The sequence below is a fragment of the Pseudomonas putida genome (assembly GCF_028682635.1).
GTDB lineage: Bacteria > Pseudomonadota > Gammaproteobacteria > Pseudomonadales > Pseudomonadaceae > Aquipseudomonas > Aquipseudomonas putida_AE.
In genome coordinates, this window is the sequence record NZ_JANHLK010000005.1 from 267,437 (window position 1) to 279,748 (window position 12,312).

The following is a 12,312-nucleotide window of genomic DNA, read 5'->3' on the forward strand; positions in this document are numbered from 1 at the left end:
AGGAAGGGCAATCACATGGCGACGTGCGGCGAAGTATTGGTCAAGTTACTCGAAGGTTACGGGGTCGAGCAGGTGTTCGGCATTCCCGGGGTGCATACCGTGGAGCTGTATCGCGGGCTGGCCCGTTCGAGCATCAACCACGTCACCCCGCGTCACGAACAGGGCGCCGGCTTCATGGCCGACGGCTATGCCCGCACCAGCGGCAAGCCGGGTGTGTGCTTCATCATCACCGGCCCTGGCATGACCAACATCACCACGGCGATGGGCCAGGCCTATGCCGACTCGATCCCGATGCTGGTGATCTCCAGCGTACAGACCCGCAACCAGCTGGGCGGCGGTCGCGGCAAGCTCCACGAGTTGCCGAACCAGAGCGCACTGGTCGGTGGCGTGGCGGCGTTCTCCCATACCCTGATGTCGGCGTCGGAATTGCCGGGTGTTTTGGCCCGTGCCTTCGCGCTGTTCCAGGCCGGTCGCCCGCGTCCGGTGCACATCGAAATTCCGCTGGACGTGCTGGTTGAAGAAGCCGACGACCTGCTCGCCAGCCTGCCGGTACACATCGACCGCGCCGGTGCTTCGCCGTCCGCCGTTTCGCGCATGACCGATCTGTTGGCGGGCGCCAAGCGGCCGTTGATCCTCGCCGGTGGCGGTGCCATTGATGCCGCCGCCGAGCTGACCGAACTGGCTGAACTGCTGGACGCCCCCGTCGCGCTGACCATCAACGCCAAGGGCATGCTGCACTCCGCTCACCCGTTGCTGATCGGTTCGACCCAGAGCCTGGTCGCCACTCGCGCCCTGGTCGCCGAGGCCGATGTGGTCCTGGCCATCGGTACCGAACTGGCCGAGACCGACTACGACGTCACCTTCGCCGGTGGTTTCGAGATCCCCGGCAAGCTGCTGCGCATCGATATCGATCCAGACCAGACCGTACGCAACTACCCGCCACACGTGGCCCTGGTGGCCGACTCGCGCAACGCCGCCCAGGCCTTGCTCAGCGCCCTGTCGCACAAGCCGCTGGCCGAACGCCGCAACGATTGGGGCCAGGTGCGCGCCGCCCGCTTGCGTGAAGAATTGGCCGCCACCTGGGATGCACCGACCCTGGCCCAGACCCGCTTCCTGGAAACCGTCCTGCACGAACTGCCGAGCGCGGTATTCGTCGGCGATTCCACCCAACCGGTGTACACCGGCAACCTGACGTTCAACCCCGAGCGCCCGCGTCGCTGGTTCAACTCGTCGACCGGTTACGGCACTCTGGGTTACGCCCTGCCGGCGGCGATTGGCGCCTGGTTGGGCGGCACCGTCGAAGGCGGCGCACGTCCTCCGGTGGTGTGCCTGATCGGCGACGGCGGCCTGCAATTCACCCTGCCGGAACTGGCCAGCGCCGTGGAAGCGCGCACCCCGGTGATCGTGCTGCTGTGGAATAACCAGGGCTACGAAGAGATCAAGAAGTACATGGTCAACCGGGATATCGAACCGGTCGGCGTGGACATCTACACCCCGGACTTCATCGGTGTGGCCAAGGCCTTGGGGTGCGCCGCCGAGGCGGTCAATGGCGTTGAACAACTGCGTACGGCATTGCGTGTCGCCACTGATCGACAGGGGCCGACGCTGATTGAAATCGATCAGACCGAGTGGACCAAGGCGGTGTCGAAATGAGTTTTCCAACCACCCTGGATGGCCTGTACATCAACGGCCAATGGTCGGCGGGCGACGAACATTTGCGCGTGATCAACCCGGCCACCGAAGCGCTGTTGACCACCGTAAATGGCGGTGACGAACGCGCCGTCGACCTGGCCGTGGGCGCGGCAAGCAAGGCCTTCGCCGCCTGGTCGCAAACCAGCGGTGCCGAGCGCGGTGCGATCCTGCGCGCGATTGCGGCAGGCGTGCGGGCCGGTCGGGAAAAACTCATGCATTTGCAGTCGAGCAACAACGGCAAGCCTTTGTTCGAGGCGGCCATCGACGTCGATGACGTGATCGCCACGTTCGAGTATTACGCAGGTCTGGCCGAAGGGCTGGACGCGAAACAGGACAGCCCGGTCGAACTGCCGACTGACGACTTCAGTGCGCGCCTGCGCCGCGAGCCGTGCGGTGTGGTCGGCCTGATCGTGCCGTGGAACTTCCCGATGGTCACCACCGCGTGGAAGCTCGCCCCGGCCCTGGCCGCCGGTTGCTGCGTGGTGCTGAAACCGTCGGAAGTGACGCCGCTGCCGGAACTGGAACTGGCGACGATCATTGCCCAGGCCGGCTTGCCTGCCGGTGTGTTCAACCTGGTGTGCGGCACCGGCCTGGCCGTTGGCGCACCGTTGTCGGCAGACCCGCGTATCGCCAAAGTATCGTTCACCGGCAGCAACGCGGTGGGCGTGCAGGTCATGCAGCGTGCCGCGGAAACCGTCAAGGGCGTGAGCCTGGAACTGGGCGGTAAATCCTCCTTGCTGGTGCTGGCCGATGCCGACCTCGACCTGGCGGTGGACGTGGCCTGCGGGGGCGGTTTCTTCAACGCCGGGCAGATGTGCTCCGCCACCAGCCGCGTGCTGGTCGCCGATGAACTGGCCGATGAATTCCTCACCCGGGTGAAGGCCCGCGCCGAAGCCATTCGCGTGGCCGACCCGTTCGACCCGAACGTGGAAATGGGCGCGCTGGTCAATCAGGCGCAATACCAGCGCGTGCTCGGCCACATCGATCGTGGTTTGAGTGCGGGCGCCAAGCTGGTTTGCGGCGGTAATCGTCCGGCGGATCTGCCGCGCGGGTATTTTTTGCAGCCGACGGTTTTCACTGACGTGCCCCTCGACAGTGCGCTGTGGTGTGAAGAGATTTTCGGCCCGGTAATCTGCGTGCGCCGTTTCGCCTCCGAGGCCGAAGCGATTGCCCTGGCCAACGACAGCCAGTTCGGCCTGGTCGCCAGCGTGGTCACGCGCAATGCCGAGGCGGCGGACCGCGTCGCCAACGCTTTGCAGGCGGGGCTTGTGTGGATCAACGCGCCGCAAGTGATCTTCCCGCAGACCGCCTGGGGTGGCTACAAGCAGAGCAGCATCGGCCGTGAACTGGGGCCGTGGGGCTTGCAGGCTTTCCAGGAAATCAAACACGTGATTCGCGCCGTCTGACGGCACGAAAACGGTGAACGCATGCCTCATGGCGAGGCATGCGTTGGCGTCATGGCTTCGATGATTTTTTATCGATAGTCAGGTGTTTTGCACCACCTCAGGATGAACTCACTGGTTCAGCCAAGCCCCGCAAATACGAGGGGTAACCCGCTGCTCCAGCCGCGCGGATGCAACAGTTTCGACCTGCCTTATACCTACAAAAACAAAGGGAGTCCGTAATGGGCGAGCATGATCTGAACAGACGTCAATTCATCAAGACCGTGGGCGTAGCCTCGGTTGCCGCGGCGGCCATGAGCCTGCCATTCGTCAAGGCCAATGCCAGCGACACCCGCTTTCAAGGCAAGACCCTGCGCCTGTTGACCTGGTCCGACGACACCGGCCTGGCTGCACTGCGCAACATCGCCGCGACCTTCGAAGACAAGTACGGCTGCAAGGTCATCGCCGACCGCACCGGCAGTACTTCGGAAATGGTCGCCAAACTCAAGGCCGGCGGTGATCGTCCGCAGTACGACATCATCACCCTGGCCGGCGTCGGCGCCGAAGGCCTGGCCGCCGCCAACCTGCTGGAAAAACCCGACCTCAACCGCATTCCCAACCTGGTCGACGTACCGGAAAAATACCGTACCGGCGCCAATGGCCACGGTATCGGTTACCTGCTCTGGTGCAACAGCCTGGTCTACAGCACCCGCACCATCCAGCAAGCGCCGGACAGCTACGCCGCCCTGTGGGACGCCGACCTGTCGCCGAACATCTTCCTGCCGCCGCCCAACTGGACCGAGGCCATGGACCTGATCATCATCGCCGCCAAACTGGCCGGTGGTGACGAGCACAACATCGAGCCGGGCTTCAAGAAACTCGCCGAGCTGAAAGACCGCGTAGTGACCCTGGGCGAAAACCCGAACCAGATCGCCGAGCTGTTCCGCACCGGTTCCCTGGACATGGGCGGCCTGTACGCCCCGGCATTCTTCCCGAAACAGATCCGCGATCCGGCCTACGGCCTGGGCGCCACCTTCGGCATGAAGGAAGGTTTCTACACCGACCTGATGCTCTCGGTGATGCCGAAGAATCGTCCGGGCGATACCGACCTGACCTACGCCTTCATCAACCACTCCCTGGACCCGCTGGTGCAGGGCAAGATGGCTGAAGACATCTACAACGGCCCGGTCAACGCCAAGGCGATCATCTCCGCCGAAGCGCGCAAGAGCCCGTTCATTCTCACGCCGGAGCAGATTGCCGAGAAGGCGATCATGCACGACAACGCCTTCCTGGCCACCGTGCATGACCAATGGATTCGTCGTTACACGGAAATCTTTTCTTCCTGATCGTTTGACGAACACCGGCTCTTTGGAACACCACAAATCCAATGTGGGAGCGGGCTTGCTCGCGAATGCGTCAGCACATTTCAACATGCATGTGACTGACAGGCCGCTTTCGCGAGCAAGCCCGCTCCCACAGGGTTCACGGTGGTTTTGAAGGACGTGTTCTTCAGCTGCTTTCCATTGACGAGACCTTTGCTATGGAACACCAACCTTTGACCCATTCGGTCAGCGCCGCTGAGTCGCGCCCGAGTCGGGGCGTTTCGCCGACGGCCCGCGCCTGGTTTTTCCTCACACCGTCGATGCTGTTCCTGGGCGTGCTGATTGCCGCCAGCCTGCTGGTGCTGCGCATGAGCGTGGGCACCAAGGGCGCGGAATGGTCCGGGTTCAGCCTGGCCAGCTACGCCCAATTGCTCGAACCCTACTACCTCAAATCCCTGATGCTGACCCTGCGCCTGGCGCTGATCAGCGCGGTGATCGCGGTGGTGCTGGCGATCCCGGTGGCCTACACCATGTCGCGGCTGACCTCTCCGTTTGTGCGCCGGATCTTCCTCGCCGCGGTGCTGTTGCCCCTGCTGGTCAACCTGCTGCTGCAAAGCTACGGCTGGTTGGTCATCCTCGGCCCCGGCGGCATGCTCAACCAGGCACTGATGGGCCTGGGCCTGATCAAGCGCCCGATCATGCTGTTGTACAACCAGAACGGCGTGCTGATGGGCCTGGTGCAAACCGCCTTCCCGCTGGCCGTGCTGCCGATCGCCAGTGCCATGCGCGGCGTCGCCCGTACGTACGAAGAGGCCGCCGCGACCCTGGGCGCCAGTCGCTTCCAGGTGTTCCGCCAGGTGGTGTTGCCGATGAGCATGCCGGGGATCATCACCGGCGCGACGCTGGTGTTCGCCTACAACGCCAGCAGTTTCGTGGTGCCGTTGCTGCTCGGTGGCCGCCGCGTGCCGATGCTGGCGGTGATGGTGCATGACCAGATCGCCCCACTGATGAACTGGCCCGCCGCCTCCGCCGCCGGCGTGGTGCTGATCGTCACCACCCTCGCGATCATGACCCTGTCCGAATACATCACTGGCCGCCGTCGGCGCATGCTGGAGGCTTCGCAATGAGCACCCTGACCAAGAAACGCTATGGGCTACTGCCGGGCGAAACCGGCAAGTTCGCCGGCATCCTCTCGGGCTTCATCCTGCTGCTGGCGGTGTTGCCGATCCTGACCATGATCGTGATGTCGTTCAGCGGCGCGTCGAACCTCGACTTCCCGCCGAGCAGCTACAGCCTGCAATGGTACAAGGCCGCCTGGCACACCTTCGTCTCACCCGATGCCAGCGATGTGCTGAGCCTGGGCAAGGCCATGACCACCAGCCTGATGGTGTCGTGCCTGACCATGGTTTTTGCGACCATCATCGCCGTGCCGGCAGCCTATGCCCTGACCCGTTGTGAGTTCCGTGGCAAGGCCGTGGCCCTGCAACTGATGTCGCTGCCCCTGGTGTTCCCGATGGTGGTGTTGGGGCTGGCGTTGCTGCTGGTGTTCGACAGCCTGCCGTTCCAGATGACCACCTCGCGCCTGGTGATTGCCCATGTGATCCTGGCCTTGCCGTTCGTGGTGAAGAACTGCACGGCGGCCATGCTCTCGATCGGCAGCGAAGTCGAGGAGGCCGCGCAAATGCTTGGCGCTTCACCGCTGCGGGCGATTGTCGACGTGGTGGTGCCGTTGATGAAGTCGGGGATCCTGGCGGGCATGCTGCTGGCGTTCATCGTCTCGTTCAACGAGTTCACCGTGACCTATTTTCTCTACACCATCGACGTCATGACCGTGCCGATCTGGATGTACAGCCGCACCGTGTCCTCGCTCGACCCCACCGTATTTTCGTTTGCCGTGCTGATCGTGCTGATCGACTTCGTCCTGATCTGGGCGCTGGAGAAGCTGGTCGGTGAAGGTGGCGTTTCGTTCTGATTTCTTGAGGTGATTTATGTCTGGTCTGATTCTGGAAAACGTCGAGAAACATTACGGCTCGGCCTGCGCGGTAAAGGATGTAAACCTGCATTTGCCCGAGGGCAAACTGGTGTGTTTCCTCGGCCCCTCGGGTTGCGGCAAAACCACTTTGCTGCGGATGATCGCCGGGCTGGAAACCCTGAGCGGTGGCGAGATTCGCCTGGACGGCGAGGACATCGGCCACACCCCGGCGCACCTGCGTAATTTCGGCATGGTGTTCCAGTCCCTGGCGCTGTTCCCGCACATGACCGTGGGCGAAAATATTGCCTATCCACTGAAACTGCGCGGGGTCAGCAAGGCTGACCAGCAGGCGCGGGTGGTGGAGTTGCTGGAACTGATCCAGCTGCAACCGATGATCGATCGGCCGGTGGCGAAACTGTCCGGCGGCCAGCGTCAGCGCGTGGCGATTGCCCGGGCGATTGCCAATCACCCGAAAATCCTCTTGCTCGACGAACCGCTGTCGGCGCTGGACGCCAAGCTGCGCGAGTCGATGCAGGTGGAGATCCGTCAGCTGCAACAGCGCCTGAACATCACCACCATCATGGTCACCCACGACCAGCGCGAAGCCATGACCATGGCCGATATTGTCGTGGTGTTGGGCGAGCACAAGGTGCAGCAGGTGGGTACGCCGATCGAGATCTACCGGCACCCGGCCAACGAATTCGTCGCGGACTTCATCGGTTCGGGCAACATCTTCCCGGCCACGGCGCTGGGCAACGGCAAGGTCAGCCTGCCGGGCGGTGATGCACTGCAAGTGCCGATCTGCAGCAGCATTGTGGTGGGGGAAAAAGTGAAGATGCTGATTCGTCCGGAAGACCTGCAACTGTCGGCGCCGCAGGCCACGGCGGGCAACCGCTTGCTGGGCAAGGTGACGTTCGTGCGGGATATTGGCGCGACCATCGAGACTACGGTGGAGTGTTCCGGGGTGTCGTTTACGGCGTTGAGTACGCCGTGCCAGGGCTTTGGTTTGAGCGTTGGGCATCCGGTGTCGGTGACATTGCCGGTCGAGGCTTGCCGGGTACTGGGCGCCTGACAGGCCCCCTTCGCTGGCAAGCCAGCTCCTACAGGTTACAGCGATCCCTTGTAGGAGCTGGCTTGCCAGCGAAGGCGCCGGTCACGGCACCGCGAATGCCGGATCAAACCGACAACCGCAACCGCGCCAGATCCCGCAACGGCGGTGCCCCGAACAACCGGCTGTACTCCCGGCTGAACTGAGAAGGGCTTTCATACCCCACTCGATATCCCGCCGCCGAAGCCTCCAATCCTTCGGCCAGCATCAGCCGCCTGGCTTCTTGCAAGCGCAACTGCTTCTGATACTGCAACGGACTCATCGCCGTCATCGCCTTGAAGCGGTGATGCAAGGTCGACACGCTCAGGTTCACTTCCTTTGCCAGATCATCGATGCGCAACGGCTGCTCATAGTTGCCATTGAGCCACTTGATCGCCTGGCTGATGCGATGGCTCTGGCTGTTGGCAATGGCGATTTCATACAGCCGGTGTCCCTGCTTGCTGCGCAACAACCGATAGAGAATCTCCCGGCGAATCAGCGGCGCGAGCATGGCGATGTCTTTGGGTGTGTCGAGCAACCGCGCCAGGCGCAGCACGGCGTCGAGCATGGCGCTGTCGAGCTGTTCGACATACAACCCGCGCCCTGTCGGCCGGGTGGGTACGCCAAGGGGGCCGGCGTCGGCGATCAGCGCGGTGATTTCCGTCGGGTCGATGTCCAGGCGCAAGGCCAGGATCGGCTCCTCGGCCGACACATCGATCACCCGCCCGCTCAGCGGCATCGAGACCGAGACCACCAGGTAGTTCAGCGGGTCGTAATTGAAGTACTCGTTGGCCAGCTGAACTTCCTTGCGTCCCTGGGCCATGATGCACAGCGCCGGTTGCGCGAGCACCGGAGCGAACTCGTGGGACTGGCTGTGGCGCGACATGAACAGCGAGCCGATGGCAGTGGCATAACTGCCATCTTCGGCGGTGTTGCGACGGATGATCGCCGCCAGTTCCGCGCGCTGCTTTTCCATGTCGGTGTCAAGCGGGGCTTGAAATTGATCGAACGACGACATGCAAGGCATCCTCGGCAAAGCTTGGGTGATGGCTAGAGCATAAGTTTGTGCAAGCAGCAGCGGTAGACACATCCTGCCTGATGCTTGCCTGATTCTGCACGGAGTGTCTTCATCCCTTCGCCTACCCAGCGACCTGGCACACTGCCAAACCCCTGTAGGAGCTGCCGCAGGCTGCGATCTTTTGATTTTGTTTTTAAGATCAAAAGATCGCAGCCTGCGGCAGCTCCTACAGGGTATAACCCCGACAATGTTTTACGCATTGTTACAGGTGACTGATGCACGTTCGCAGGATTGTGCAACGCGCCAGCAGGAATCGACTAACGACACAGGCGCAGAGGCCTTTAACCTTTGATCCTGTCGCAGCCCGCCCCTGGCTGCCACGCGACTCCCCGGGAGGGTTGAACATGTCCAAGCAGATCCCCGTCAGTCATATGGCCTTTGTCCGAGCGCGCGCCGGGCGTTCCCAAGAGCTGGGTGTGCGCCTGAGCGCCCTGATCGAACCGTCCCGCGCTGCACCCGGTTGCCTGAACTTTGCCTTGCAGCATTCGTTATGCGACCCCGAGTTGTGGCTGGTGTCCGGTTTCTGGGTCAACCAGCAGGCCATGACCGCGTATTTCAGCACCCCGGCGATGGAGGTTTTTGCCGAGCTGGTGCAGGAACTGGTGGTCAACAGCCTGGATTTTCACACCTTCAAGGATGTGTCGGCGGCGCAGGCCTTGCGCCAGTCCGGGGCAGATATACACAAACTGGCCGGTTGAGGGTTTAATGGCGGCATTCTCAATCAGCCAGGATTCGCGACATGGCACGTAAAGCCTTTGAACACTTCGAAGCTGTTTCCGCCGTAGTACCGGGTGAGGGTGGTTACTACGCCGCTATCGCCGTCAAAGCGCTGGGTGGTTCCGGCGCCCCGCGTTTTCACAAAGTGCTGGAAGGCCAGACCTTCAAGACGGCCAATGAGGCTGATCTGGCGGCGGCCAAGGAGCTGACCCGCCTCAAGGATGTGAAGGAAGACACCGACCTGCTCTGGTAATTACTTCACCGCCCCCGGGCGATACATCTTGAACAACGCCTCAGGCCCCAGCTGGAAATAGTCCGCCGGCCCGCCGCCGCGCAGAATCGGTTCTGCCGCGGCGGTGTCGTACACGCCATCCTTCAACAGCCACTTGGCGATATGCACGGCGACCACTTCGCCGAGAATCAGCCAGCTTGGCACCACATTGCCATCGGCCCGCTGCAACTGAATGATCTGCGTGACCTTGCACTCGAAGGACACCGGGCTTTCGGCGACCCGTGGCACCTGAATGACTTTCGAGGCGACGGTGCTCAGCCCTGCCAGCTCGAACTCGTTGACCTGCGGCTCGACCATGGCACTGCTCTGGTTCATCCGCTCGGCCAATGGCCGGGTGGCCAGGTTCCAGGCGAATTCGCCGGTCTGTTCGATGTTGTTCAGGCTGTCTTTGCGCCCGACGCTGGAAAAACCAATGATCGGCGGAATGTAGTTGAAGGCGTTGAAAAAGCTGTAGGGCGCCAGGTTCAAGCGGCCTTCGGCATCCTGTGAGGAAATCCAGCCGATGGGACGCGGGCCGACGATCGCATTGAAGGGATCGTGGGGCAGGCCGTGGCCGTTGGCGGGTTCGTAATAGTGGATGTCGTCGGGCATGGCGGGAATTCCTGGCACTTGCGGGAGGCGGACATGGTGCAAGGACCGCCGACATTTTTCCAGTACGGACTCAGACAATGTGGGAGCGGGCTTGCTCGCGAAAGCGGTGTGTCATGCAACAGAAATGTTGAATGTAAAACCGCATTCGCGAGCAAGCCCGCTCCCACAGGTTATATGGTTTGCCCGCAGATTTTCGGTGCCACAGAAATGACTAAGCCCGGCCGAAGCCGGGCTGTGGTGCCGCCTGAATCAATCAGCTGACGGTAGCGCCGTCAGTACGGTCGTAGCCATCTTCAGCGACGGTAGCGCCGCCAGTGCGGTCGTAGCCGTCTGCAGCGACGGTAGCGGAGCCAGTCCGGTCATAACCATCGGCGGCAACGGCGGAGCCTGTGCGGTCGTAACCGTCGGCGGCGAAGGTGTTGGCGGCCAGTACGGACAGGGCGATGGCGAGGAACAGTTTGGTTTTCATCTTCATTTCTCCAGGTTCTTTGGCGTTTTGTGTCTTGGGCATGGGTTTTATGCTACGCCAATTAAACTGATTAAAAAGCGCAAAATTATGCTAAAAACAATCGATTAAATTGATGTTAAGGCCTGCGGGCGTTTTCGCTTTCAAGGTCTGAATGAGCGCATCACAGGTAATCGATCAGGCAGGTTCAGGATGAGGGGAGCGCATTAACTCGTGATTAATCTGCCTCCCACGGCAGTGAAGGATTTTTCATGTAGCGCAGGAAAAACAAAAAAGGGGCAGACCCCGACGGTCTGCCCCCTTTTGTCAAACGCGCCTGGACTTAGTCCGTGAGGATCCGCGAATGCTTGCGGGTGTCTTTCATGGTGATGTACACCAGCAACGACACGGCGATACACGCGGTGACATACCAGTAGTACCCGGTTTCCATGCCGATGCTCTTGAACCACAGCGCGATGTATTCAGCGGTGCCGCCGAAGATCGACACGGTCAGGGCATACGGCAGGCCGACGCCCAGGGCGCGGATTTCGGTCGGGAACAGTTCGGCCTTCACCACCGCGTTGATCGAGGTGTAGCCGCTGACGATGATCAGCGCCGCCATGATCAGGAAGAACGCGCCCCACCAGGTCTGGATGGTGTGCAGGGTGGTGAGGATCGGCACGGTGAACAGCGTCCCGAGAATACCGAAGGCGATCAGGATCGGCCGGCGACCGATTTTATCGGAAAGCCCGCCGATGATTGGTTGCAGGCACATGAACAGGAACAGCGTGGCGGCGGAAATGGTGGTGGAGTCGGAGATGCTCATGCCGACGGTGTTCACCAGGTATTTCTGCATGTAGGTGGTGTAGGTGTAGAACGCCAGCGTACCGCCCATGGTCAGGCCGACCACGGTCATCAGTTCCTTCGGATGGCGCATCAGGGTGCGCATCGCGCTTTCCTTGGCCTTTTCCTTCTTGGTGAACGACTCGGTTTCTTCCATGCCGCGACGCAGGTACAGCGCGACCACGGCACACAGCGCGCCGATGGCGAACGGGATACGCCAGCCCCAGGCATACAGCTCTTCGGTGGTCAGTACGTTTTGCAGGATGATCAGCACGGCCAAGGCGATGAGCTGGCCGGAGATCAGGGTCACGTACTGGAAGCTGGAGTAGAAACCGCGACGTTCCTTGGTCGCCATCTCGCTGAGGTAGGTGGCGGAGGTGCCGTATTCGCCACCGACCGACAGGCCCTGCAGCAGACGGGCGAACACCAGCAGGATCGGCGCGCCGATGCCGATGATTTCATAACCCGGGCTCAGGGCGATCAACAGCGAGCCGAAGCACATCAGGTACACCGAGGCCATCAGCGCCTTTTTGCGTCCGACTTTGTCGGCGTACAGGCCCATCAGCCAACCCCCGATTGGACGCATCAGGAAGCCCACGGCGAAAATCGCAGCGGTGTTCAGCAGTTGTGCGGTGGTGTCGCCTTTGGGGAAAAAGGTCTTGGCGAAGTACAGGGAGAAGGCGGCATAGACGTACCAGTCATACCACTCGACCATGTTGCCAACGGAACCGCTGAAGATCGATTTGATGCGACTGGCGGTGGTTCTTGCTTTGGCCGGCGCGGCAGCCGACCCAAGTGGCAGGGCGTTGGAGTTATCCATTGAAGGATCCTTCGTTTAATTGTTTTTGTGGAGCGCGATTAAACGCAGCCTGCGGGGGCTATAGCAGGAGC

The 12,312-nt window shown here is 61.8% G+C and carries 12 protein-coding genes; 8 read left to right on the plus strand and 4 right to left on the minus strand.

Translation table 11 applies throughout. The features are described 5' to 3' along the window. Positions 1 to 15: 15 nt before the first annotated feature. The 6 genes from NPS56_RS08850 (at position 16) to NPS56_RS08875 (ending at position 7,440) form a co-directional block, all read left to right on the plus strand. Entirely contained in the window at positions 16 to 1,653 is a 1,638-nt protein-coding gene (locus NPS56_RS08850; RefSeq protein ID WP_274074317.1) for a 5-guanidino-2-oxopentanoate decarboxylase, read from the plus strand. Continuing rightward, complete coding sequence (locus tag NPS56_RS08855; RefSeq protein ID WP_274074318.1) at positions 1,650 to 3,098, plus strand: aldehyde dehydrogenase family protein; 1,449 nt, start codon at positions 1,650 to 1,652, stop codon at positions 3,096 to 3,098. Before NPS56_RS08850 ends, NPS56_RS08855 begins: the two co-directional genes overlap by 4 nt. A 218-nt stretch (positions 3,099 to 3,316) precedes the next feature. Continuing rightward, the gene (locus NPS56_RS08860; protein ID WP_274074319.1) at positions 3,317 to 4,420 is read left to right on the plus strand and encodes an extracellular solute-binding protein; all 1,104 of its coding nucleotides are present in this window, start codon (positions 3,317 to 3,319) and stop codon (positions 4,418 to 4,420) included. A 194-nt stretch (positions 4,421 to 4,614) separates the two neighbouring features. Next, positions 4,615 to 5,523 carry an ABC transporter permease gene (locus tag NPS56_RS08865; protein ID WP_274074320.1) on the plus strand — a complete coding sequence of 303 codons (909 nt, stop codon included), beginning with the start codon at positions 4,615 to 4,617 and terminating at the stop codon, positions 5,521 to 5,523. Continuing rightward, complete coding sequence (locus NPS56_RS08870) at positions 5,520 to 6,368, plus strand: ABC transporter permease (protein WP_007986104.1); 849 nt, start codon at positions 5,520 to 5,522, stop codon at positions 6,366 to 6,368. Before NPS56_RS08865 ends, NPS56_RS08870 begins: the two co-directional genes overlap by 4 nt. A 16-nt stretch (positions 6,369 to 6,384) precedes the next feature. Further along, positions 6,385 to 7,440, plus strand: coding sequence for an ABC transporter ATP-binding protein (locus tag NPS56_RS08875; RefSeq protein WP_274074321.1), 1,056 nt, complete (start codon positions 6,385 to 6,387; stop codon positions 7,438 to 7,440). 103 nt (positions 7,441 to 7,543) lie between these two features. Here the strand turns inward: NPS56_RS08875 and NPS56_RS08880 are convergent, their stop codons facing one another. Continuing rightward, positions 7,544 to 8,473: an AraC family transcriptional regulator gene (locus NPS56_RS08880; protein ID WP_274074322.1), complete on the minus strand. Its 930-nt coding sequence runs from the start codon at positions 8,471 to 8,473 to the stop codon at positions 7,544 to 7,546. Between the two features lie 404 nt (positions 8,474 to 8,877). Here NPS56_RS08880 and NPS56_RS08885 point away from each other — a divergent pair, with 404 nt between their 5' ends. Together NPS56_RS08885 and NPS56_RS08890 are read left to right on the plus strand one after the other, a co-directional pair. Then, complete coding sequence (locus NPS56_RS08885; RefSeq protein ID WP_274074323.1) at positions 8,878 to 9,231, plus strand: antibiotic biosynthesis monooxygenase family protein; 354 nt, start codon at positions 8,878 to 8,880, stop codon at positions 9,229 to 9,231. A 41-nt stretch (positions 9,232 to 9,272) separates the two neighbouring features. Continuing rightward, complete coding sequence (locus tag NPS56_RS08890) at positions 9,273 to 9,503, plus strand: hypothetical protein (protein WP_274074324.1); 231 nt, start codon at positions 9,273 to 9,275, stop codon at positions 9,501 to 9,503. Here NPS56_RS08890 and NPS56_RS08895 read toward each other — a convergent pair whose 3' ends face one another. The 3 genes from NPS56_RS08895 to NPS56_RS08905 all read right to left on the minus strand — a co-directional run bounded on the left by NPS56_RS08895 (position 9,504) and on the right by NPS56_RS08905 (position 12,241). Beyond that, positions 9,504 to 10,133: a flavin reductase family protein gene (locus NPS56_RS08895; protein WP_274074325.1), complete on the minus strand. Its 630-nt coding sequence runs from the start codon at positions 10,131 to 10,133 to the stop codon at positions 9,504 to 9,506. Between the two features lie 253 nt (positions 10,134 to 10,386). After that, a complete protein-coding gene (locus NPS56_RS08900; protein ID WP_274074326.1) occupies positions 10,387 to 10,602 on the minus strand; it encodes a hypothetical protein in 216 nt (71 codons plus the stop codon). A 319-nt stretch (positions 10,603 to 10,921) separates the two neighbouring features. After that, positions 10,922 to 12,241 (minus strand): MFS transporter, encoded by a 1,320-nt coding sequence (locus NPS56_RS08905; protein WP_274074327.1) that lies wholly within the window; start codon positions 12,239 to 12,241, stop codon positions 10,922 to 10,924. Between the last annotated feature and the right edge of the window lie 71 nt (positions 12,242 to 12,312).